The sequence below is a fragment of the Tenacibaculum litopenaei genome, from assembly GCF_964514025.1.
GTDB classification, from domain to species: domain Bacteria; phylum Bacteroidota; class Bacteroidia; order Flavobacteriales; family Flavobacteriaceae; genus Polaribacter; species Polaribacter litopenaei.
The window spans coordinates 85,346-109,655 of the sequence record NZ_CAZEQT010000001.1 but is presented as its reverse complement, the minus strand read 5'-3'; the positions used below and the strand labels follow the sequence as shown (position 1 = coordinate 109,655).

21 protein-coding genes are annotated in these 24,310 nt (G+C 39.2%); 11 read left to right on the top strand and 10 right to left on the bottom strand.

Going from position 1 to position 24,310, the window contains the following annotated elements:
• Positions 1–23: 23 nt before the first annotated feature.
• Together ACKTS5_RS00400 and ACKTS5_RS00395 are read right to left on the bottom strand one after the other, a co-directional pair.
• Positions 24–455 carry a phage holin family protein gene (locus ACKTS5_RS00400; RefSeq protein WP_408041843.1) on the bottom strand — a complete coding sequence of 144 codons (432 nt, stop codon included), beginning with the start codon at positions 453–455 and terminating at the stop codon, positions 24–26.
• On the bottom strand, positions 448–879 hold the full coding sequence (locus tag ACKTS5_RS00395; RefSeq protein ID WP_408041842.1) for a TIGR02594 family protein: 432 nt from the start codon (positions 877–879) through the stop codon (positions 448–450). The genes ACKTS5_RS00400 and ACKTS5_RS00395 overlap by 8 nt, the downstream gene beginning before the upstream one ends.
• Before the next feature lie 289 nt (positions 880–1,168).
• Here ACKTS5_RS00395 and ACKTS5_RS00390 point away from each other — a divergent pair, with 289 nt between their 5' ends.
• Positions 1,169–2,023: a zinc-ribbon domain-containing protein gene (locus tag ACKTS5_RS00390; protein WP_408041841.1), complete on the top strand. Its 855-nt coding sequence runs from the start codon at positions 1,169–1,171 to the stop codon at positions 2,021–2,023.
• A 96-nt stretch (positions 2,024–2,119) separates the two neighbouring features.
• Here ACKTS5_RS00390 and ACKTS5_RS00385 read toward each other — a convergent pair whose 3' ends face one another.
• From ACKTS5_RS00385 to ACKTS5_RS00375, 3 genes are all read right to left on the bottom strand, one after another.
• Positions 2,120–2,563 (bottom strand): SMI1/KNR4 family protein, encoded by a 444-nt coding sequence (locus ACKTS5_RS00385; RefSeq protein WP_408041840.1) that lies wholly within the window; start codon positions 2,561–2,563, stop codon positions 2,120–2,122.
• A 6-nt stretch (positions 2,564–2,569) separates the two neighbouring features.
• Positions 2,570–4,813: a hypothetical protein gene (locus ACKTS5_RS00380; RefSeq protein WP_408041839.1), complete on the bottom strand. Its 2,244-nt coding sequence runs from the start codon at positions 4,811–4,813 to the stop codon at positions 2,570–2,572.
• A 233-nt stretch (positions 4,814–5,046) separates the two neighbouring features.
• Complete coding sequence (locus ACKTS5_RS00375; protein ID WP_408041838.1) at positions 5,047–8,622, bottom strand: hypothetical protein; 3,576 nt, start codon at positions 8,620–8,622, stop codon at positions 5,047–5,049.
• A 307-nt stretch (positions 8,623–8,929) separates the two neighbouring features.
• On the opposite strand from ACKTS5_RS00375, the gene ACKTS5_RS00370 reads away from it, so the two are divergent.
• From ACKTS5_RS00370 to ACKTS5_RS00340, 7 genes are all read left to right on the top strand, one after another.
• Positions 8,930–9,730, top strand: a complete 801-nt coding sequence (locus ACKTS5_RS00370; protein WP_408041837.1) for an XRE family transcriptional regulator — start codon at positions 8,930–8,932, stop codon at positions 9,728–9,730.
• 8 nt (positions 9,731–9,738) lie between these two features.
• Positions 9,739–10,365 carry a DUF6973 domain-containing protein gene (locus tag ACKTS5_RS00365; RefSeq protein WP_408041836.1) on the top strand — a complete coding sequence of 209 codons (627 nt, stop codon included), beginning with the start codon at positions 9,739–9,741 and terminating at the stop codon, positions 10,363–10,365.
• Complete coding sequence (locus ACKTS5_RS00360) at positions 10,365–11,057, top strand: alpha/beta fold hydrolase (RefSeq protein ID WP_408041835.1); 693 nt, start codon at positions 10,365–10,367, stop codon at positions 11,055–11,057. The genes ACKTS5_RS00365 and ACKTS5_RS00360 overlap by 1 nt, the downstream gene beginning before the upstream one ends.
• 72 nt (positions 11,058–11,129) lie before the next feature.
• Complete coding sequence (locus ACKTS5_RS00355; protein WP_408041834.1) at positions 11,130–12,104, top strand: sterol desaturase family protein; 975 nt, start codon at positions 11,130–11,132, stop codon at positions 12,102–12,104.
• Between the two features lie 125 nt (positions 12,105–12,229).
• Positions 12,230–12,910 (top strand): succinate dehydrogenase cytochrome b subunit, encoded by a 681-nt coding sequence (locus ACKTS5_RS00350; RefSeq protein WP_408041833.1) that lies wholly within the window; start codon positions 12,230–12,232, stop codon positions 12,908–12,910.
• A 15-nt stretch (positions 12,911–12,925) separates the two neighbouring features.
• On the top strand, positions 12,926–14,941 hold the full coding sequence (locus tag ACKTS5_RS00345) for a fumarate reductase/succinate dehydrogenase flavoprotein subunit (protein ID WP_408041832.1): 2,016 nt from the start codon (positions 12,926–12,928) through the stop codon (positions 14,939–14,941).
• A 9-nt stretch (positions 14,942–14,950) separates the two neighbouring features.
• Entirely contained in the window at positions 14,951–15,697 is a 747-nt protein-coding gene (locus ACKTS5_RS00340) for a succinate dehydrogenase/fumarate reductase iron-sulfur subunit (protein ID WP_408041831.1), read from the top strand.
• Positions 15,698–15,944: 247 nt separating this feature from the next.
• Here ACKTS5_RS00340 and ACKTS5_RS00335 read toward each other — a convergent pair whose 3' ends face one another.
• Together ACKTS5_RS00335 and ACKTS5_RS00330 are read right to left on the bottom strand one after the other, a co-directional pair.
• The gene (locus ACKTS5_RS00335) at positions 15,945–16,328 is read right to left on the bottom strand and encodes a DUF1573 domain-containing protein (RefSeq protein ID WP_408041830.1); all 384 of its coding nucleotides are present in this window, start codon (positions 16,326–16,328) and stop codon (positions 15,945–15,947) included.
• A 12-nt stretch (positions 16,329–16,340) separates the two neighbouring features.
• Complete coding sequence (locus tag ACKTS5_RS00330; protein ID WP_408041829.1) at positions 16,341–17,240, bottom strand: thioredoxin family protein; 900 nt, start codon at positions 17,238–17,240, stop codon at positions 16,341–16,343.
• Between the two features lie 85 nt (positions 17,241–17,325).
• Between ACKTS5_RS00330 and ACKTS5_RS00325 the strand changes: the two genes are divergently transcribed.
• On the top strand, positions 17,326–18,393 hold the full coding sequence (locus tag ACKTS5_RS00325) for a sensor histidine kinase (protein WP_408041828.1): 1,068 nt from the start codon (positions 17,326–17,328) through the stop codon (positions 18,391–18,393).
• The gene (locus tag ACKTS5_RS00320; RefSeq protein ID WP_408041827.1) at positions 18,390–19,070 is read left to right on the top strand and encodes a LytR/AlgR family response regulator transcription factor; all 681 of its coding nucleotides are present in this window, start codon (positions 18,390–18,392) and stop codon (positions 19,068–19,070) included. Before ACKTS5_RS00325 ends, ACKTS5_RS00320 begins: the two co-directional genes overlap by 4 nt.
• A 3-nt stretch (positions 19,071–19,073) precedes the next feature.
• Here ACKTS5_RS00320 and ACKTS5_RS00315 read toward each other — a convergent pair whose 3' ends face one another.
• Both ACKTS5_RS00315 and ACKTS5_RS00310 read right to left on the bottom strand, forming a co-directional pair.
• Positions 19,074–19,676: an FAD-dependent oxidoreductase gene (locus ACKTS5_RS00315; protein ID WP_408041826.1), complete on the bottom strand. Its 603-nt coding sequence runs from the start codon at positions 19,674–19,676 to the stop codon at positions 19,074–19,076.
• 29 nt (positions 19,677–19,705) lie between these two features.
• A complete protein-coding gene (locus ACKTS5_RS00310; protein ID WP_408041825.1) occupies positions 19,706–20,287 on the bottom strand; it encodes a MarC family protein in 582 nt (193 codons plus the stop codon).
• 160 nt (positions 20,288–20,447) lie between these two features.
• On the opposite strand from ACKTS5_RS00310, the gene ACKTS5_RS00305 reads away from it, so the two are divergent.
• The gene (locus ACKTS5_RS00305; RefSeq protein WP_408041824.1) at positions 20,448–21,029 is read left to right on the top strand and encodes a DUF3109 family protein; all 582 of its coding nucleotides are present in this window, start codon (positions 20,448–20,450) and stop codon (positions 21,027–21,029) included.
• A gap of 62 nt (positions 21,030–21,091) precedes the next feature.
• Here the strand turns inward: ACKTS5_RS00305 and ACKTS5_RS00300 are convergent, their stop codons facing one another.
• Positions 21,092–24,265 carry a PA domain-containing protein gene (locus ACKTS5_RS00300; protein WP_408041823.1) on the bottom strand — a complete coding sequence of 1,058 codons (3,174 nt, stop codon included), beginning with the start codon at positions 24,263–24,265 and terminating at the stop codon, positions 21,092–21,094.
• Positions 24,266–24,310 lie beyond the last annotated feature (45 nt).

The following is a 24,310-nucleotide window of genomic DNA, read 5'->3' as shown; positions in this document are numbered from 1 at the left end:
GGCGCTAAAAACTACGTTAGCGACTAAACTTTTTCTTGTTCTTCTTTTTTTGGTTGCTCCTTATTCAACTGTTCCAGTGTCGATTTAAAACCAGACTGATTCAATAAGTTATGCAGTACTTTAAACGGATTTACTCCGTAAATTTTATTGTAATTTTCTAGGATTGATTTTATCTCAGTAATCGCAATAAACCCAGCAATAATTTTTAAAAATGGCACCTCATCAACGATGTGAATTTCCAAGAAATACGCGGAGATAATCACCAAATTATAAATAAAAAACTTGGAAATTGTATGGGCAATTTTGGCGCTTTTAATCGGCATTAAAAGCTTGATTGACGCATAGGCACCGGTAATAAAATCAACTACAATAAGAAACATTACAGTAGTCAACACCCCGTTTAACGGCGAAAGCAAGGCTAACAACCAAAAAACACTGGGAGTTAACTTATCCATGTTTCGCTAATTTTCTGTAATCTAAAATTCTGTTTTTAGGATAGGCCTTAATACTCACACTATTCCCCTGGTTTCCACCTAATAAATACACATATCGCTTAGACTCCTTCACTAAGAATCCGACATGTCCTTTCCAGCTATTCGGTGATTCACGCCACAATACCACCACATCTCCTAATTCTGGTTGCATGGTAGACGTTCCTACCGATAACCAACTTCTTGCCGTAAGTTGATTGGATCTTTCATAGCCAGCTTGCTGTGCTACCCAGTTGGCAAAAGCACTGCACCAAGCTGTTTCTTCTTTAAATTTTGTAGCCTCGAAGCCCATTGAGGTAAAGTAATTGATAATTTGAGGGTGGTCTTTAGCCCCTTTTACTTCTTTTACTCCATATTGCGACAACGCTACTGTTAACACATTACTCATACAAATGTTTGAATTTTTAGCGTTCGCAGATCAAACTATTAAGTTTGTGATTCTTTTTCGTTTTTTCTTGACCTGAATGAGGTTTAACCCAACTTTTTTTAGTTTCTGGCGAACAATACTAGATTAATAATTACTTGAACTGTTAAAAAAGCTAAGCAAATATACAACATTTTACAAATAAACCCAAAACATTTTACAGATTAATTCAACATGTTGCGGAAAAAAATTATCAACCAATTGAAACTTAAATTCCTAAATTTACAAGCACGAAAAAAAAATTAAAAACGCTATGTTACTACTATTTGGAACCGGCAAGACACGGCTGGACGCTAGAATGCTTACCTCTGAAACTCCTTGTGATCACTGTCAACAAGAAAACACGTATGGAGCTATCACAGAAAGCACCTATTTCCACATCTTTTGGATTCCTATCCTCCCAATCAGCAAAGAGACTGTAGTCGTTTGCCAGCATTGCAAAAAAGCGTATCACGAAAAAGAGCTACCTCCTTACCTTCAAAAAGCGCTTACACAGTCCTACGAGCAGCAACCGGTAAAACACAAATTTTGGGAATACTTTGGCTGTCTTGGCATCAGCGCAATCATTGCCTTTTTTGTAATTACTGCTGTATTTGCCATATTTTACAATCTCATTAAAGGACAACCCGACAGCCCAGCTTCTTCTGATTCGTACTACCATACCGAGGGGACAGCTCCCCCAGAAAACACTCGTTCTGAGTCAGTACTCCCCCTGTGGCTGCAAACGCTAGAGAAAGATAGAAGAAAGGCAAATTACTTTCCTGAAGCAACCGAACAGGCACTGGAACACCGAATTTTTGAATGCCTAGAGAGCAACTTAGCTACTGCTAAAAAGGGAGACATCGCCTATTATACCAAGGTGCAAGACAACAAAATACTCGTGTTAGTTGGGGCTTTTAATTTAGAAAGTTATACAGGTCAACAACGCGACTCCTTTTACAGCCGCATTAATGAATGTCTCGACAAGATACTCCCCTCTGAAGAGCAGCAACGCTATGTGGGTATCTTTAAAGGAAAAACCTATTATTATCAGCAAAACAACACCACACAAAAGGATACCGTTCAAACCAAAAGCCCTGAACTATTAAGAGCTTTTTACACAGAATAACAAAAAAAAACCGCAGTTAAAACTGCGGTTTTTAAAAATTGTATTCTTTACAATATTACCAGACTTAACCTGTCTTGTTTTGATGAGCGGTTATTCTTAAATAGTATAACGCGCTATTTTCGAACTTATCCAATCTTCAAAATTTTCGGCAAGTTTTCCAAAACTAAATTCATCAGGTTCTTCTTGATGTGCTTCACATGCCAAACGATATACAGGTGGATTTCCTCCTTTGTTTAACGGAAAATAAAACAGTGACCTCGAATCGTAATCAACTGCAAAAACCCAAAAAGGCTTGGGTACCAATCCATCAAAACCGAATTCCGTCAACCAGGACTTCGCATCCTCCTGAAAAGATTCTAAATAATCAAAATTGTGAGACACTCTAACAAAGGGTGCTTCCTCCCCAACGTGCAGTAAAAAAGATTTATAGCTCTCCGGAAATTCTACTCCTGCTCGCTCTTCCATCATTTGAATCTCGTTTATCGAAACACCACTCCCATCTTCATAGGTTTCTTTCCATTGTTTAATTTTTTCCAACATACCTCATTATTTTTTCTTAGTTAACTTTCCTGTAGCCCTTTCTAGGCCTGTCTTATCAATTACGACTTCTCGTTTTCCTTTTTTATTCACGTAAAAAGGTCTAAAAATCGCTAAGTCGGCATCGTAGAGCTCTTGAAACAGCAATAATTCTTTTCTACAAACAATACACGGATCATAAGTAGAGTCAATTTTTAAGTCGATTTTCAGCCTTTTCAAATCTTCCAATGCGATACCTAATTTATCAGCAAGCTTTACTATATCTTCATTTACCAACTCCAATATTTTCCTTTCCGAATCATTGAGCCTTGGTACATTTAATTCTGAATCGTAAAAATGCGGCCTATGCGTTTCCCTATGAGGAGCTCCTAAAGAACCAGGAATCTTCGCTCCATTTCCTGCGTGTTCAATATAATCATACGTATACACCTTTCCTTCGAACTTTATTTCCAATTTTGCCGTTGCTATATTCACGTTTTTCAATTCCTCGTAATATACCAAGAGTTCGTCTAACCTTTCTTTTGGAATTTCTTCCTTCACAATCTTAGAACGCTTATTCCACTCATCCTTAATAAAAAGATCATCGAGTTTACCGTCGAGCATAAAACGTTCTCTATTCTCCTTAAACCAATTATCAATTTTAAGAAATTTTGCATTTTTTCTCCTAAACAAACTACGTTTTCTTCGAGCAATTCTCTTTATTTCGTTCTCAAAAAAGTCTTTATCCCGCGTCAATCGATACAAATACTTATCATATTCAGGGGTAAAATCATATCCTTTGGAAGAGAATAACAAATCTCCTTTATAATACACTTTTTTCACTTTAGATTTTAAGAGTATCGTTACAATTGCCGGTATCGAGATAAAAGAATTAAAACTATCAAACTGAAAATTAAAGCGTACCTCTATTCCGAGAAGCTTTAGTTTTTCAGCCAGCTCAGGATTGATATTCAACAATAGCTTGTTCTTGATTTCTTTTACCGCCTTTTTTAACTCATTTGCTTTCTTAGGTAGGTCTTTAACGATTTCTGCAATTGTTTTCAGTCCTTTTTGTGCCGCTCGAGCTCCGGTTAGCAAGCTGACAATCATCTCAATGAGTTTCGGAAAAAACTCACCAAACAAATAAATTTGCTTGTACTTGTTTTCTTCGTCAACAAAGGCAAAAAACTTTTGAAGCTCCTTTTGAAACATGTTAACCAGTAAAGACCATTCAAAATTTTCAGCAAATTCTTCAAGAGCGTTGACTAACTCAAACATCGTTTCCTTATTGAATAAGCCTATCATGGAACCGATTCCTTCTACAACAGAAGCAACAGCATCAATTACCCCATTGATTAACCCAACTATAAAAGCATTGTTTTCACGGATGTATTCATTCAAACTTTTTAAGGGAGTCAACAAGATTTTCTTAAACCATCTGAGCAATTGATTCACCTGTCCTGCAAACCCTCGATAAATGGCCGCTGCCTCAGGATGTTGAGGCATCCCAACTTCTCCTAACTCCAGCCCATCAAAAAAAGCTTCTAAACGCTCTTCAAAACTTGAAAAATCGCTAAATAATGGACTGTAATCGGGTTTGTTTTTTTTGTCTTTGCTATCCGGATTCCATCTTTTTTCTGCTAATTTTAACTTCCTAATTTCCTTAGCCAACGCCAAAAAAACTTCATCAGCCAGAAACTTTGCAATATCACTTACACCTTCTACCCCCAGAATCAAACACTGCTGTAGGAGCCTTACAAACTCTTCGTATACTTTTGGCGCTTCAAAGACCTCTGATGGAAACTCAGTTACAAAATCACCTATCAAACCTTTCAGGTGTAAATAGGCCGTTTCATCTTTAGCTCTGCTCGTTCCTATCCAACTCAAATAATCTTTTAGGATTACTTCCATGTTTTTCGGATCCTGCTCAATGGCCTTCACCAAATTGACTCCTAAACTCACTCCGTGAATCTTTTTAATATCTCGATGTCCAAGGCCTGCGTTTTCCAGCTTTTTAAATGACCCTTTGACTTTCATTTCAGGGCTGTATAACTGCGCAAATACTCGAAACTTATTGGGAGCGTGTTTTAACAGACCAAACTTCTTTTCAAAATCTCGTTTTGATGCTACCCAAATAATCCCCGACTGCACGCGTTTGGTTGTGAGCTTAATAGGATCTTTGTATACATCTAAATCAGCAACTTCGGGCGCTAAAAATTGAAAAGGAGGTGTGAACTCAAATTTTTCTTTTAATTCAAATTGACTTTTCATCATACTAATTCTTCTTCAAAATTTCACAAAAAAGCCCCACAAGACCTTTGCAAACTATTTCACATACCTACAGCAATCCCCCAGTGCAAGCGCATAGATGCTCGCATTAAAAACTTTATTAAATAGATGAAAAATGTGCCTGTGACAACGAAATTTTGTCACAGAAAGCACGAGGTTAGCACAATAGTGAAATGTTTAGCAAAGCCTTATGAGACTCACTTTCAATTTACTGCCGTTTAGGCTACAGTATTCGTTTTTCCAACGATATCAAAGTCAACACCATCAGGTGACGTTTTTACGGAATCAAACAAACCACCGCTTTCACAATCTGGATTACAAGGTAAGCCGCCTTCATTCAAGGCTACAGCGTCTGCCTGTAAAACGGTTAATGAAGTAGGAACACGTGTTTCCCAAGTTCCTTCGATTTCTCCCTCGACCGTTTGCATTTCGTCAACAACAGAAACGTACAAATCGTCATCAATGTCCGTTACCATTCCTTGACCATTCCAGATTTCTCCGGTTTTCATATACCAGTTAACTGCTTCTTCAAATCCTGGCTTAACAGGCACTACAGCTCTCGCCATGGCACTTTGTAAAAAGGCCTTAAATACGGGGTCATTCCCTCCGAGATAATTGAACGATTTTTCCCAAGCTCCTTTGTTTTTGTAGAAGTACGGATAAAACGTATAGGCCATGATTTCCCAATCAAATGCTTGTTCAAAGAATTTAACCAGCGCACTGTGTTTTTCGAAGCCTGCATTTTTAACCACCTCCGTATAATCTTCATTTATGTAATGAGACTCGCTAGTATTCAATCCGAATGGCTCTGTTAATAAATCAACAGCGATTCGTTTTAGCTCGCGTTTTTCAATACCTCGATTCAAAGCAGCGTTCAATTCCTTTTTCTCTTCCTTAGCGGCTTTTGTAGCATCTTTGATCTGTGCGTACTCATTGTACTCTAACACGCGATCGCGGTACGCCTCCATAATGCGTTGGTAATTTTTGTTTTGCCAATTTTGACCGGCAGCAACGGTAGGAATACACCATACTCTTACATTCACACTTCCTGAATGACGTCCCATTACAGAATATGAAATAGCGACTTTTCCTGTCAATTCTCCTAAGAAACTAGCTTGACTTCCAATAGTACAACGATTTCCTCCAAGCAATACTTGAACACCTTTTCCGTCATCTTTTTCATTTGACATCGTAGTCTGAACTTCGTACCAACGGGCTTTATACCCTTCCGGAATTACCAACTCATAACTTCCTGCAGCTACCTCATCGTACTCTTCTCCGTGACTTTCAGGAGTTGTAAACGTCAAGCCTTTACTAACACTAATATTCTCTGGATAGGCCTCCACCTCTGCACCGTAAGCCGCTGCTACTTTTTGGTAGTTTTGTATGCTTAAATCTCCTGCATTTTTGATTCCATTGTGGGAAATATTTCCGTATTCGTCTTTAATAATCGGAATATTTAGCTCAGCCGGATGGATTGGCTTAACAGGAGCAACTCCTGAAAACCCTTCTTCCGTAGTATCCTTCCCCCAATACGAATCGATGAAATACTTCGCCGGCTCCGGGATAGAAAACTCGTACATCAAGCGCTTTCCGTAGTTAATAATTTTGTTGTTGTAAATTTTATCAACCCATCTGTAAACACCCGTTACGTGTTTATCGCCTTTGGTGTTGTCAAAACCGTGTTTATTATTTTCTTCAAATTCACGCAACATACGCGATGTTCTTCGTGATGACACCTTTTGCACAACGCGTTCTAAAGCGCGCTCCGTTACTTCTTGTGCGTAATTTTGCGCTTGCGAATTCGAATTTGACTGTGAACTATTTGAAGCCGAATTAAAACTTGCTCCTGCACTAAACTTAACACCTCCAAAACCACCACTTACGCTGGCATTAGCACCATAACTCGTCGATGAATCTTTACTTACAACTGACGATACTTCACTTTGCAGCTCATTGCGTTCCGTGGTACTGGTATCCGTCAAGTTTTCAACTTCTTGCTCTGATGTTTTTTCCGTGGTTACCTCTGAACTGGTCAAATTTCTGGTAGAGCGCTCCTTGTATTCCTTCGCCATAATATTTTCGATATGCGAAACTTCTCCCGGAACATAGCAACATACTTCCTGCTCTACGCGTCTGAAATCGGCAATTCCCAATTGTGTTACTCCGTAAAACACACCTTCCTCAGCATCCGAAGTATCCTCAGCGTTCTGCTTTATTTTACACAGTCCTCTAAAGTTGGCATCCAACATCCCATCATCGAAAAGTACGGCCATCTTCTTTTCGTGGAAGGTCAACACAACCCCATTACTCAAGGTCAATTCTCCTTTTAATTGATAGGTGCCTTCAGCAATCATTTTCTTCTCAGGGAACAACGCTACAACGAGGTCTTTTTTATTAAAACTTGACGCCTTACTTTCTACAGCGGTTCCTGCGTACAACGCTCCACCGTCGGCTTGCAATAATTCGTATGTAGCACTGGTAACTGTCACTCCTTCTTGCGGAATACGCAACACCAACTCTACACTCGATTTGGTTTGAAAAAATGGAAATACCAAACTTCCGTTACTCGCTAAACCTCCCCAATACGAATACACCGGAACTTGTTTGTCTATGTTAAAGACTAAAGATTCTCCATTAATTTTGAGCGCCTTTGTTTTTTGCGGTGTATTTTCAATTAAATTCTGGTATTCTTTGGCCACCTTTTTCTCGACAGCTTTGGTAACTTCGGTAAACGTGTCGTACATTTTAAACTCTTCAGAGTTCAATAATAAATTAGTTACCTCAGAAAAAGCCGTTACTTCAGCAGCATTTGACAAAGCAGCTTCCGCTTTCGCCGAAACAGGCTGATTTCTCGGAATCTGAACACCATTTTGAAAGCTAAACTTCGGTAACTTTAATTCTGGATAGGTTTTAACACTTTTTTGAAATCCCGTTTTGGAATCTACGACATTTTGAACAATGGGAGTCGCTTCATTTTTTAAGCGTTCAATCTCCTGCTCGTGTGCTTTAACTGCGACATCGTATCTCTTTTCTTCCGATTTTCTAAAGGTTCTGTCAGCTCTTTCTAATTCGTCTAAACTCGATTTTAACTGACTTATTTTAGTACGCGATTGGTGTAGTTTTAAGCTTGATTCCAAATATCGTTCCACGTCTTTCGTCAATCGAATATCCGGATTTCCAGCAGCATTTCTCCCTTCTAATATCACTGCTTTCGGGATAATCACACTCGCGTTAGCGCGTCGAATAAACTGCTCCTTTTCTTCTTTTGAAAAAACAATACTTCCCGATTTTGGCACGTAGGAAGGAGTAAACGTCTTAAACTCCTTGGCAAATCGATACCCGATCATCAGCTGAATTAAAACATCCCTGATGCCAGCATCTCCTTTTTCGATCACGTTGTTGAACAATTGATTCCACAAAGCGTCTTCCATAGCTAAGAAGGCAGCATCAATTTTTAGGTCCTTTGGTAGGTTAGCAGCTACCGATTCATACGAAAAATACTGCTTATTTCTTCCTAACCACATTGAAAAATCGAAAATACTCTCGAAAGCTTTCTTTAAGGCTGCTCTGGAATTCAAACTCACAAATCCAGTATTGTAAGCGCCACTCAAAGCTGTTTTTCGCGCTGCTTCCGTGGTGACTCCATCCACTGCTAGGAGTGCTTTGTTATTTTTCTTTCGCTCCTGAGGAAAGGAAATAAATCCTACTTCAAGATTTTTCTGATCAATAGTTTGTGGACTACGCAGTGTAACAAATCTAAAAAGGTTTGATGTAATTGGTTTTTTACTCATGTTAATTTTTTTTTTAATTAATAATACTCCCTTAGAGCATCCTGTTTTTGGCTTTTCTAACAGTCCACTCTGGAATAGTATTCCAAAAAATGTTTGATTTTTTTAAATGAGATTTTAAGAAAGTGAAGAAAATCAAGTCAAAACCTCCAAAACGCAATCACTAAAACAACACAAATGTTTGATTTATAAAGTTTTTTTGTATCTTAGCAATTAATTACGGGGCAAATATACCACATTTTACAAACACACCCAAACAAAAGTGTGATTATTTTTTGTAAAATGTGCTAAAAAAAGAAAAACAATGAACATGGGGATATCAGAAAAAATAGCCGCTATACGCGATGCATTTCAGTTAAATAATTTTTCGCTTTCTAAGCGCATTGGCGTTACTGGTACCACCATCGACAGTATTATCAACGGTAGGCCGCAGCGCGATGGAAGCAGGAAGAAAACCAAACCAGGCTACGACGTATTAACAGCCATCATCAATGAGTTTAATATCAATCCAGACTACTTGTTTGGAAAAAGCGATCAGATGCTTAAAAGCGAAGTAACGAGCCCGACGAGCTATTCAGGGATGCCTCAAGTGGTTTCGGTAAATCCGCAAGGACATGAAAACATTATATACGTACCAATCCAAGCAAGAGCAGGATATTTAAATGGCTATGGCGATTCTAATTATATAGGACAACTTCCTTCCTTTCATATGCCGCATTTAAACAACGGAACATTTCGTTGTTTTGAAGTACAAGGGAACTCCATGGTCCGTACTTTCTTTGACGGTGATCTCGTTTTCGGTAAATACGTTGAACATTTAGAAGATATCAAAGACGGTAGGGTGTACGTCATCGTTAGTAAGAATGATGGTATTGTACTTAAACGCGTCATCAACAGAATTCAGGAACGCGGTAAGTTAATTTTAAAAAGCGATAACAAAACAGGAAATTACCCAACCTATACCATTAATGCAGAAGAAATTATGGAGGTGTGGTATGTAACCATGTTTGCTTCAAAGCAAATGCCAGAACCTGTGGATGTTTACGATAGACTGCACGACCTAGAAAGTCAACTCGTAGAATTACAAGAACAAATTAGCCGCAATCACTAGGAAGTACTATGAAACGTTATACGGCGTTATTTGCCTTTCTACTGCTGAGCAGTTACGGCTTTGGCCAGTCTAATTGGAAAGCTTTTACAAAGTTATCAGGGCCCAAGAAAAATTGGGTTATTTGGCATGTTTTTAAAGCAAAAAAAGCGCGACAAATATCACTAGAAGCTAGGAGGGTAGCTGACTCTATCAAAAACTCACCGTTACTAGACCGAGATCCTTCAGGAGGTCAAGTTGATGCTTTCCGACATGCCTATTGGATGGCGAGATTAAGACAGGAAATAGGTAAAAATGCAGCTCGATCATTAGGAAAAGCTCATGAAAAAGAAAACTACAACGATTTTCTAAAGAGACGAAAAGAGGAGGGAAGTGTGCCGGATGCTATCAGTTCAGAAATGGATTTGTACAACAACGAAATTGGGCTCAGTTTCACCGTTAAAAACTGTGTGTGCCCGAGAGAAGGACTTATTTACAAAATAATTAACGCCATTAAAGCTGGAAAACTCAAAGTGATCAAAAAAAATAAAGATCAACAGTTTTTAACCTGCAACGATGCTGTAATTCCTGAAGAAACCCTTCAAGGAGCCTGGTACAATGAAAAATGTCTCGTCCCATCTAATTATCGCAACCGCTAATGCAAAAAATTTATTTTATTCCAGGTACCATGTGTACCGCTGCCTTGTGGAGTTCCATGCACGCTGTAGCTCACAACTATACTCCGATTTATATCGATACGACTGCTGCGACCTCCTTCGATGAAATAAACGCCATTATCGATTCAACATTAACCGAGCCGAGTATTATAGTCGGGTTTTCGATGGGTGGTTTTGCCGCGATGTACTTCGCCGTAAAACACCCTGGAAAAGTGCGCAAATTAATCGTTGTATCGGCAACGCCCTTTGGATTGAGTGAACGGGAATTATCACTGAGGAAAAGCACTTTAGAATTCCTTGAAAAACATCCTTACAAAGGAATTTCTCAGCAACGAATAGCACAGTTTATTCACCCTTCTCAAATAGGGAATACTCCTTTGATTGCACTGATCAAAAAAATGGATAAGGATTTGGGTAAAGAAATATTGATTAGACAATTGAAAGCCACTTCTAGCAGGACCGATATTAGTGAAGCGCTCAAAAAAAGTACCGTACCCATACTCTTTGTTTTAGCGGCTCAAGACTCCCTGGTAAATCCGGCGCCAGTAAAACAATTATACCCGAAAATTCCGAAGGCTCGATATATGTTATTAAAGGGGAGTGGTCATATGATTCCGCTGGAAAAACCAGAAGTCTTAACAACGATTATTGAACGTTTTTCTGAAGCCCTATAATTTCGTATTTTTGCAGTACTAACCAACACATCATCCCAATGAGGGTAGCACCGATAAAACCAATCGTTAATTATGAATTTTGATGTGTTTTTACGCGAACTCGAATCAGTAGTTCAGTTGCTCGGTTCATACTTGAGCAACCCACAACGCAGGACTTATGTAGTGTACTTGCTTTCCGCAGGTGCCCTAGCTTACTTTTGGTTTAAACGAAAAAAGATCAAGGGATCCTTTTGGCGATACATTTTCAATCGAAAAGTTTGGCTTTCCTCTTCGGCGAAAGTCGACTATAAAATACTCACATTCAACAGTGTTTTAAAAGTTGTATTTATCGGACCTTATTTGATTTTGGGGTTGTACTTGTCATTTTACACTCGTGAATACTTGCTACAACAGTTTGGCTATCCGACAGCTAGCTACGCTACCCATACACTAATCATCACCTACAGCATATGTTTGATGTTGCTCAACGATTTCACCTATTACCTGTTGCATTTGGCTTTCCACAAACTTCCCTGGCTTTGGGAATTTCACAAGGTACATCATTCGGCAACGAGTTTAAATCCCTTTACGCAATACCGTATTCACCCTATTGAGTTATTTGCCAACAATGCGCGAAGTTTGCTTATTTTCGGCCTTACAACCGGGGTTTTTGAATATTTTTCGGGAGAAACACTCCCCAAATTAGCACTTTTTGGGATTCCTGTTTTCGGCTTGTTATTTATGTTTACGGGGGCCAACTTACGACATTCACACGTTCCTTTCCGATATCCTCCTTTACTCGAACGCATTTTTATCAGTCCGAGACAACATCAAATTCACCACAGTAAAGCCACGGAACACTACGACAAAAACATGGGATCAAAACTAGCTATCTGGGACTGGCTGTTTGGCACGCTTGTCATTTCAAATGCCGATGACAAACTCAAATTTGGCATCGATGATCCCGAGCATAAGTTTAGTTCTCTTCGTGGAAATTTAGGGATTCCTTTTAAAAACATATTCTATTTACTGAAACGAAACATCAATAAACTACTCAGAGCGAATTAGTAGCCCTAGTTTCAAAAACTTATTTAAACCGATTCTAAATATCCAACAAAACAATTCTTAAAGTTTGCCCAAGTAGGTGGTTCGGCGTAAATTTGTGGTTATTATTTAAACAATAACACAAAATAATGAGCGGATTACTCAAATCTTCGATCGGAAGGAAATTTGCCATGGCACTTTCGGCTTTTTTCTTAATGTTTTTCTTACTTCAGCACTTTGCTATTAACCTGACGTCTATGTTTCCTGATAACGGAGCGACTTTCAACAAGCTTTCGCACTTTATGGGAACCAACCCAGCAGTACAGTACGCCTTACAGCCTGTATTGATTTTCGGAGTTGTATTCCACTTTGTTATGGGATTTGTACTCGAGTTAAAAAACAACAGTGCTCGTCAAGTGAAATACGCTAAAAATAACGGAAACGCCAATTCTACTTGGATGAGTAGAAACATGGTATACAGCGGATTGGCTATTTTAGCATTTATCGTTTTACACTTTATCGATTTCTGGATTCCAGAATTAAACACCAAGTTTATTCAAGGAGACTGGACAGGAATGCACAACGGTGAATTCAGATATTTCCACGAATTACAACACAAATTTGAAAATCCAATTCGCGTAGTAGCTTATGTAATTGCTTTTGTTTTCCTAGCATTACACTTATTACACGGATTTAGCTCAGCATTCCAATCTGTGGGTGCCAATAACAAATACACGAGAGGGTTGAAAACATTCAGTAAGATTTACGCTATCGGTATTCCAGTAGGGTTTATCATCATCGCAATTTTTCACCATTTGACTCACGCATAAAACCACTTATCACATATGGCAATTTTAGATTCAAAAGTACCAAAGGGTCCATTAAAAACTAAGTGGACTGATTATAAAGATAAAATTAACTTAGTAAACCCTGCTAACAAGCGTTTGATTGACGTTATCGTTGTAGGGACTGGTTTAGCAGGAGGTTCAGCATCGGCTACCTTGGCTGAATTAGGATACAATGTAAAAGCATTTGCTTACCAAGATTCACCGCGTCGTGCGCACTCGATTGCAGCACAGGGAGGGATCAACGCAGCAAAAAATTACCAAGGTGATGGTGACTCTACGTACCGTTTATTCTACGATACAGTAAAAGGAGGAGATTACCGTTCACGTGAAGCCAACGTATATCGTTTAGCTGAGGTTTCTGCCAACATCATTGACCAATGTGTTGCCCAGGGAGTTCCTTTCGCTCGTGATTACGGTGGTTTGTTAGATAACCGTTCTTTTGGTGGGGTATTAGTATCTCGTACGTTCTACGCCAAAGGACAAACAGGACAGCAGTTATTATTAGGAGCTTATTCGGCGATGAACCGTCAGATTGCTCGTGGTAAAATTGAAATGTTTAACCGTCATGAAATGCTTGATGTAGTAATCGTTGACGGGAAAGCGCGTGGAATTATTGCGCGTAACATGGTAACAGGAGAAATTGAGCGTCATTCAGCACACGCTGTGGTTATCGCCTCAGGAGGATACGGAAACGTATACTTCTTATCGACCAATGCCATGGGATCAAACGCAACGGCTGCATGGAAAATTCACAAAAAAGGAGCTTTCTTTGCTAACCCTTGTTTTACCCAAATTCACCCAACATGTATTCCTCGTTCTGGTGATTACCAATCAAAATTAACCTTGATGTCAGAGTCGTTGAGAAACGATGGTCGTATTTGGGTTCCAAAAAACATGGAAGATGTATTGGCCATCAGAGAAGGGAAATTGAAACCGACAGAAATCGCTGAGGAAAACAGAGATTACTACTTAGAGCGCCGTTACCCGGCCTTCGGTAACTTAGTACCTCGTGACGTTGCCTCTCGTGCTGCCAAAGAGCGTTGTGATGCTGGATATGGAGTAAACGCAACAGGAGAAGCAGTATATTTAGATTTTAAATCTGCGATCGAACGCTATGGTAAAGAGCAGTGTAAATTAAAAGGGAATGAAAACCCTACACATGCTGAAATCTTAGCAGAAGGAGAGCAGGTAGTTGAAAATAAATACGGAAACTTATTCCAGATGTACGAAAAAATCGTAGATCAGAATCCGTACAAAACACCGATGATGATTTACCCTGCAACGCACTATACCATGGGAGGTATTTGGGTAGATTACAACTTGATGACAACCATTCCTGGATGTTACGCAATTGGAGAAGCAAACTTCTCTGATCACGGTGCCAACCGATTAGGAGCTTCTGCCTTAATGCAAGGATTAGCTGACGGGTATTTTGTATTGCCTTACACGATCGGTGATTACTTAGCTAACGATATTAGAACTGGGAAAATCAGCACTGACACACCAGAATTTGACGCTGCTGAAAAATCAGTGAAAGATCGTATTGACTTCTTCGTAAACAACAAAGGAACGCACTCAGTAGACTACTACCACAAGAAATTAGGAAAAATCATGTGGGACAAATGTGGTATGGCGCGTAACGAGAAAGGATTGCAAGAAGCTATCAAAGAAATTAAAGAACTTCGTGAAGACTTCTGGAAAAACGTAACAGTGCCTGGAGGAGCTAACGAAATGAATCCTGAATTAGAAAAAGCAGGACGTGTTGCTGATTTCCTTGAATTAGGAGAATTGTTTGCACGCGATGCACTGGACAGAACAGAGTCATGTGGTGGACACTTTAGAGAGGAGTCTGTAGAATTAGACGGACCTCAAAAAGGAGAAGCAAAACGTGATGATGTGAACTTTACTTATGTTTCGGCATGGGAGTACAAAGGAGAGCCATCAGATGCTGTTTTACACAAAGAAGATTTAGAGTTTAACGATATTGAATTAAAACAACGTTCATACAAATAAGAAAGGATTATGAATTTAACATTGAAAATCTGGCGCCAAAAAGGTGCGAATGATAAGGGAAAAATGGTCGAATACAAAGTGACCGAGATTTCTGAACATATGTCCTTCTTAGAAATGATGGATGTATTAAACGAACAATTAATCGCAAAAGGAGAGGAGCCTGTAGCCTTTGACCACGACTGTCGTGAAGGTATTTGCGGTATGTGTTCAATGTATATTAACGGGGAAGCTCACGGTCCTGACCGCGGAGTAACAACTTGTCAGTTACACATGCGTATGTTTAAAGACGGTGATACTATCTTTATCGAGCCATGGAGAGCAAAAGCCTTCCCGGTAATTAAAGATTTAGTAGTAGACCGCAGTGCTTTTGACAGAATTCAACAAGCAGGTGGATACGTGTCTGTGAATACTTCAGGGAACACCCAAGATGCCAATGCACTTCCTATTAATAAAGAAAATGCAGACAAAGCATTTGACGCCGCTACCTGTATTGGTTGTGGAGCCTGTGTAGCTACGTGTAAAAACTCTTCTGCCATGTTGTTTGTAGGAGCAAAAGTTTCTCAATACGCCTTGTTGCCACAAGGACAAGTAGAAGCAGTAGATCGTGTTAAAAACATGGTTGCTCAAATGGATTTAGAAGGATTTGGTAACTGTACCAATACTGGAGCTTGTGAAGTAGAATGTCCGAAAGGAATTTCTTTAGAAAACATCGCTCGTATGAACTCTGAATTCTTAAAAGCGAGTTTAAAAGGTTAATAGTTATACCTAACGATAAAAAAAGCGAGGATGAAGATCCTCGCTTTTCTTTTTTTACCCACTTTTATACCTTTATTAGCCACGTTTGTGGTTCTTTTTTTTTTCTCTGTAAGAAAACGAATACATTTGTACCCGTTGATTAACCAAGCATAAAAATCTGGGGGGATTTGCATGTAATAATGACATCAACAGTACAACCCACATGGGTATAAAAAAGCCTGAGCTCACTACTCAGGCTTTTCTGTGTTTACACATCTTTTTTCCCTTTTTTCACCACAAACCCTTTGATTTTCAACCGCCTTTTCGGTTGCTTGGCATTAGACACTATAGTTATAACCTTGGAAAACCCTCCAAGTGCATGGGTATTGTAGGAAACCACGATACTCCCTTTTTCTCCGGGCATAATCGGTTTTTCTGGTTTCTTGGGAATTGCGCAACCACAGGTAGATCGAACCTCTTTGATAACCAAAGGCGTATCTCCGACATTGGTAAATTCAAAGCTTCGTTCTCCATTTGCCCCCTGTACTACCTTCCCGTAATCAATTTGTTCTTTTTCAAATTTAAATTCTTGTGCTACTAGTTGCATTTGGAACAAGCCTGCTACTAATAAAAAGAGTACACTTCGTTTCATATGTTTTCGTTTTTATGGATTACTTTTTTTTATTACTTCCGAAACCTCACGGATTTCTTTTTGTAGTTCGTTATTTTTTGGCTGTAATTGCAGCGCTTTTTTATAGGTTTCCAAGGCTGCAGTATACAGCTTCAATTCCTTTTGAAGACTTGCCAGACTCTCTAGGATATACGCATTGTTCGCGTACATACCTGCATTTAACTCAAAAACAAAAAGGGCTTTGTCCATGGCTCCTGATCGCCAAAGTTTATAACCGAGCGTATTTAGTTCTTTGCTACCCTTGGCATGCTCTACAAAACTCGCCATCAATTGGGCTTTTTGATTTTTTAACTCAGACCAAGTACTCGATTCTAGCAAACTGTATAAATAATTCGCTACACTGTAATTAGGACGGTACGTTTCTCCTTGTACTAATTTTAACATATCGCGCTCAAAATCTTGTTTAGGATACTCCACTATGCGTCCAACTTCTTTTCCATCCTTCAAAACAACTACTGTGGGAACACGGTGAATTCGCCAGCCCTTTTCTTCTCCATTAGGCGCTTGTTTATAGGCCGTTGCCTTCCGGTCAACAGCGATGAGTTCTAGTTGTGCTATTGGAAAACTTGCCTCCTCCAATACCTTGTAAAACCTCGGAACTTCACGCTTACTATCGCCGCACCAGGTTCCGTAAAATACTTTGATCGTATAGTTTGGTAGCTCCTTTGCCAACTGCGTTATTACCGCCGTATTAGTAAGATAAGTTTCCTGATTTTTCTCAAACCAAGGAAATTCAGCCGTCTGCAAGTCCGCTTTCGTTGTTGGGCCTAAGAGTAGCACAGTACCTTTTTCGTCCACAACCCTTGCCGTCGACTGTTGCGCAGACAACGCAAGTACGCTCATAAAAAAATAAATGAATCCTATATATTTCATAGTTAGTTAATTTGATGAGTCAAAAATAGGAGCCACCGCTAGTAGGCACAAAAAATCAATACCTACTACCTCAAAAACTGTATCAATGACAAAAAGTGTGTTGTTCATACACATAAGACCGTCATTGGTACTCGACATTAGCTATGGACCACAAAAAAATACGTATTTTAGTTTTCCTATGATTTTTATAAAAAAATACGGCACACAGCTGCTTATCCACCTCCTTTTTTGGCTGTTCTTTACAGCGGTGTCACTCTTTGTTTTTACCCCGTATTATTGGACAGAAAACCCCTTTTTACAGTACTTTTTTATTTTGGTGAGCATCGTATACAGCAATTACTTTATCCTATTGCCATTCTTCGTCAAAAGAAAGTGGTACTTTTTATACCTTCTCCTTTTTGCGGCAATTGCCTTCCTTGCAACCCAACTTTATTGTAACGTATTCACGCGTTGCGGTTGTACTGTACTCAAATGTTTAAGCGATTACTTATGGCAAACCTTGGTTCCTCTGTTATTTTTTTCCTTTGTGTGGTTATTGTTCCGATTCATTGAAAACACCGAAGAAATCGAAGAAGTAAAGAAGGCACATACCGCTATGGAACTCCAATTTTTAAAAAATCAGATCAACCCTCATGTTCTTTTCAATAACCTAAATACCATTTACGCTCACGCTATCGAAAAGCCAGATGAAACCCCGGACCTTATTTTAAAACTTTCCGAAAACCTACAGCATGTGCTTTACGAAAGTCACGAACGCTATGTATCTTTGAGCAAGGAGATCGATTATATTGACAATTATTTAGCTTTCCAAGAATTGCGAACAGAAGGATTACAGACCATCCACTATGAAAAAAACATCGTACCGAATCGCCTTAAAATAGCACCGTTACTCCTGATAACCATTATTGAAAACGCTTTTAAACACAGCATTCCACATGGAAGCATTCGTCTGCGTTTGGTAGTAAAGGAGCAGCAACTCGATTTTTTTTGTGAAAACAGCTATCGTCCCAAAAACGAAGAAAATGAGCGTACCATCGGCTTAAAAAACTTACGAAAACGCTTAGACCTCATCTACAAGGAACACTACCGCTTAGAAATTAAGCAAGAAACCTTATTTAAAGTCCATTTAAGCATCAAACTCACAGAAGTATGACCTGTATTATAATTGAAGATGAAATGCCGGCACAGCGCATTTTAAAGCATTATATCAATAAAATTCCAGATTTGGAAATCCTAGCCTGTTTCCAAACAGCTCTCCTAGCTCATGATTTTTTAAAATCAACGCGGGTTGATTTGGTATTATTGGACATCAACTTACCGGACATACAGGGCATCGATTTTATCAAGACCATTCCGACACCACCTCGAATCATCATCACAACTGCTTATCCTGATTACGCCGTATCGAGCTTTGAATTGGAAACTATTACTGATTACCTAGTCAAACCCATTTCGTTTGATCGTTTTGTAAAAGCCATCCAAAAAGCAAACAAACAAATTGATCGATACGCAAGTACCTCGCAGGAATTCTTGTACTTAAACGTCGATAAACTTTTACACAAAATAGCCTTAGACGATTTGGTATACCTGGTTTCTGACAGGAATTATCTGACTTTTGTTACCACTCAGCAAAAGTTGAGTATCGTAGACTCTTTAAAAAAATGGAAGCAGCAGCTGCAATCCAACGGATTTATCCAGGTCCATAAATCCTATCTTATCAATAAAAAACACCTGCAAAAATACAGTGGGAGCTTTGTGTGGATTGCCAAAGAAAAACTCCCTATAGGCAGAACCTATAAGGAGTCATTTTTAAACGCTATACAGTCGTAAGACTTATTTTTTATCGTGCACCTTAGTAGGTATATGTTCGTTCCAAACGGTGAGTATGTCCGTAGCGACACTAGCTCCACTACCGGCTGCAATGGCAAATTGACTTCGCCAACCCGCGAGTGTTCCGCAGACGTATAATCCCTCCTTGATGAGGTGATTAAAATTGCGCAACTGGATGCGGTCTTTCATAGCATTAGCTCTTGAATGGCGTTCTACATATTGCTCCAAACCACCAATTTCAAAAGGTTTCGAGTAGTTTAACGCCACGACTACATTGGCGGTTGTGTATTCTGCTTTGTTGGTAACCACTCGATAACTACCGTCCAAATCCATTACCGCTAACACTTTTTCCGACGCTATTTGTATCACTTCAGGATACTGACTTGTTAGTTGCTCTTTTCCTGAACTCAATATCTCTTCTCCTAAGGTTCCTGGACTGAGCCCCAACACATTGTTGAACAAGGCATTTTGTAAATGAGAAGTACGTTGGTGCATTATTATTCCAACCTTTTTCCCTTGAGCGAATGGCTTTTCTAGGGCAGAACCGAGTACCAGAGCACACTGCATTCCTGCCACGCCACCACCTATGATGAGTACATCAAACATAATTCTAGTTAATTAATTCGAATTTTTAATTAGGCCAATAACATTTTGATATTCGCTGCGAATAGCTTTACTGCGATCGCCAACAGTACCACACCAAATATTTTACGGATGATTTTAATTCCGTTCGGACCAATAAATCGCTCAATTTTCGAAGAGGTTTTTAAAACCACGTAGATCAACAATACATTCAAAAAGATAGCGACTAAGATATTCTCCCAGTTATATTCTGCACGCAAAGATAATAGCGTAGTCAAACTACCTGGACCTGCAATCAATGGGAATGCAATAGGAAAAACGGAAGCGTTTAAAGCTTCATCTTCATCCTCTTTGTACAAGGTGATTCCCAAAATCATCTCCAAGGCGATAAAAAACAAGATAAACGCACCTGCCACGGCAAATGAATTTACATCAATTCCAATAAACCCTAACAATCGCTGTCCTACAAACAAGAAGACGACCATAATGGCTCCTGCAATAACTGCGGCCTTTTCGGATTGAATATGACCTACCTTTTTTCGTAAATCGATGATAATTGGAATGTTTCCAATGATATCAATTACAGCAAATAACACCATAAATGCCGTAAAAATTTCTTTTAAATCAAAATTCATAATAGGTTGTTTTTCGTTGACAAAATTAGATAAGTAAACTTACAATCTGCTATTTTTGCAAAAGTTTTACAGAAAACTAATATACTATTTTTAAGTTTACCGCGTAGTACTCTGATTTTATTTGAGTTAACTAGCAAAACACCATAACATCAAGGAGGATATGTTTCAATTAGGAAAGACCATAGTATCGGAAGATTTATTAGAGAAAGAGTTTGTTTGCAATTTGTCTGCCTGTAAAGGGGCTTGTTGTATTGAAGGAGATGCCGGTGCACCCTTAAGTCAAGAAGAAACCGAAATTTTAGAACGCATATACCCGCAAGTAAAACCGTTTTTACGTCAAGAAGGAATCGATGCCATAGAAGCCCAGGGAACCTGGATTACCAGTGATTTCGACGAGCTAGAAACCCCCTTAGTAAATCACGAAGAATGTGCCTATGTCATTTTCGACGATAAGGGAACGGCGCTTTGCGCCATTGAAGAAGCCTATAATCAAGGACTTGTCGACTGGAAAAAACCTGTTTCATGTCATTTGTATCCCATTCGCGTACGCGATTACAGCGAGTTCTCTGCTGTGAATTTCCACCAATGGGAAATTTGTGATGATGCTTGTAGCTTGGGGAAAGAATTGCAAGTTCCTGTATACAAATTTGTAAAAGACGGCTTGATAAGAAAGTTCGGCGAACACTGGTACAGTGAACTTGAAAAAGTTGCCAAAGAAAAACAAGACAACAGTCCAGCATAAAAAAAGCCAGCAAATTGCTGGCTTTTTCATTCTTACAAAGAATTTTTACTGTTAACTATCTATTATTCGATAACAACTTTTTTAGAGCTCTTTCTATTTTGAGCGTCGTAAATTTGCATAATGTAAATTCCTGCACTCAAGTTCACCTCAACTTTATTGCGCTCTTCAACGCTAAAGTCGATATTTTGACGGTGTACTTCTTGACCTTTTACATTGTACATTTTTATCGTAGACTTTCCTGCATCAGCCTTTGCAAATACTGTAAAACTTCCGTTAGACACGGTCGGATATACCGTAAATACATCTACATCAGCAATCACATCTTTTACAGACGCCGACTCAGCAGTGAATTTACCTGAGAATACTCCTCTACCATAAGTAGCGGCAAATACAGTATTATCATCTCTTAAATCCATATCTAATACAGGTACGTTACTCATTCCGTTATACGCTTGTACCCATTTAGGGCTACTAGCAGTAATGTCAGAAGTTGTCCATACTCCTAAATCAGTACCGATAATTACTTCTTTTCTGTTCAATGGGTTTTGTAATATAGTTTTTACTGGAATGTCTGGTAAATCTCCTTCTTTGCTTACCCAGTTCGTTCCTCCATCGGCAGAATACCAAATGCTGTTTACACCGTAGTTGTGCATTGTCACGAAGATTTGGTTCTCATTTTCACCGAATTCAACATCCGATACTGAACCTAAAAAGTCTGTTCCCGTAATGTCAGCCCAAACAGCTGCTGCAGTATTTGCATTGGTTACTTTTAATAACTTTCCATTCTTCAATCCAACAAATAATTTGCTTGAAGCTGTTGTATATGGTGAAACTTTTAACGTTGATGGTTCAGAATTCATCATAGGAGATGTCATTTGAGTTTTCCCAACAGTACCCGTTTTGATTTCTGAATAACGCATTACAATTGGAGTTACTGACCCGTCTAAAGCACTTGTAACACTGTAGTTAGAGTATAAGATATCTAAATTAGAATCCAAATCTTCTTGGTTGATAAAGTCTCCATTTCTAGTTCTTTCACTATTAATGCTCTTTCTACCAGTAGCCACATCAACTAAGTCAATTGCCTGGTTGTAAACGTAGTTTGTAACAAAATACCTGTCTGTTCCATCGGTATCGAAGAAACTCGCAGCACCGTCACCACCAGACACATCACGTGAACTATTGATTCCAGCTGTAGCGTTTTGCACTAATTGAGTACCGTTGTCCTGAGCTCCAGCTAAGAAGTACTCAGCTCCACCAAAAGCAGTTGTCGGTGCAACACCAACAGTATAAAATTGCAAGGTATTGTAATTCTTATTTCTCGCTGAAATAGTAGTTCCTGAGTTCGTAGATAAGTACACTCCTCCGTCATTACTAAATACCATTTTCGAAGAAGATGCAAACGCTAATCCGTGCTGATCTGCATGTACGTTATTTGCAATTCCGAATCCACCGTACCAGTGTGATAACTGTCCCCATGAAGTACCTGCATCTGTTGACTTAAATAAGTCAATACCTCCAGCGTACAATACTTTATCATTGTTAGGATCTACACGTAATAATAAATCGTAAAAAGACTGTCCACGTGTAAAATCAGTAGCTGAGATACCAGTATCAGCGTCATTTGGCAATGCCATTTCTGTAACTGTAGTAAAACTGTCAACAGTTTTATACATCTTAACAGGGTTGTTTCTGTCTGTTGTTTGCGCTAGGATATAAGCAACTTTTGCATCTTGCTTTGAAAGTGCAATCTCAGTTCTCGCTCCATTTGGCACTGTGTGTACCTTAGTAAAGGTTACCCCATCGGTAGATCTGAAGATTTCTCCTCCACCATTTCCGAATGAAGAACGCGCCGTACTCATAATTACTGCGTTATCCGCTGCAATACGAACGTTATTTGGTTCGTGCTCGTTACCCCCTGTAGTTTTTGGCACATTGACTTTCGCAAAGTTAGTACCGTCAGTAGAGCGGTATAAACCATAGGTTTTTAAACCGATGAATGCAGTAGTACCAGGACTCTTATTAGGACCTTCTGCAACAGCAACGTACACTTCAGAGTTTCCTCCGTTGTTTCTTACAACGATGTCGTTTACCATTCTAACTCCAGGAACGATTAATTGATTAATTGCTCCAGAAACAGCACTTAATGTAATATTAACAGCACCTGAACCCAATGCATTTATCAACTTATTACCATCAGCTTGTGACAACATCATAGCTGGAATGGTAATAGTAGCATCGTCACCTGACATATCGATTGGATTACCCGATGTATTGTTGATAACGATAGCAGCAATAGCTCCTGCCTTTTGAGCGCGCAATACTTTATCGTCAAAATTACAACCACCTCTTTTAATCAAGGCAATCTTACCGTTTACAGCAGCGGCATTCGTGATATCTTCACAAATATCATCTACCGTTCCAGTACCGTCATTTGCCACGGCTACATCCCCTGTAATAGGCGCCGTAATATCTCCTCCAAAACGAGAAGACTTTACCAATCTGTACTCTCCAGCAATTCCAGCAGGGCTGTTTACGACCATCTTGGTGTTAAAATCTAAGAAAGAGGCACCCGATGCATCACCGAATACTCTTTTCCAAGAAACTCCTCCATCGACAGATTTCCATACACCGTCACCATTAGAATCTCCTGTATACGACTCACCAGTACCCACGTATAAAATTTTAGGGTTGTTTGGATCCGCAGCGATACACGAAACGGCTAAGTTTTCTGGAATTCCAACACGCTCCCATTTGTGCGCTGCGTCAGATATTTTGGTATTTTTCCATAAACCACCACTAACTCCACCGGCAAATACAGTTTCATTGGTAGCGTCATTAGGATCAAATAACACGGCTCTCGTACGTCCACCTACGTTATCTGGTCCTCTCTCAATCCAAGCGTTTTTAGCATCTCCAGGAACTCTTCTTCCTCGACGTAATTCCGCTAGTGCACGTTGAACTTCAAAAATGTTTTCCTTGTGAATTTCTCCTGTAGCAGGGTTGATTTCCGACAAGTACTTTTGTTCGTAAAACGCGTTAGGAGGTAAGCCTAAAGCTTTTCGCTCCTCTTTGTCCAAATCCCCAACTTTTTGATATGGGTGATTTTTTAAGAACTCAGCGTGTTTTTCTCTGAGTTTTTCGACCTCAGACGGTCGACCTTCCATTGTTTTTAAGATTGCCCCTCCGGCCAATATTACTGTGCAAGACACAAAGAGTAATATTCTTCTATTCATACTTATTTGTTTAGTTTAGTACCTCTTATAACAGTTAAAATCATA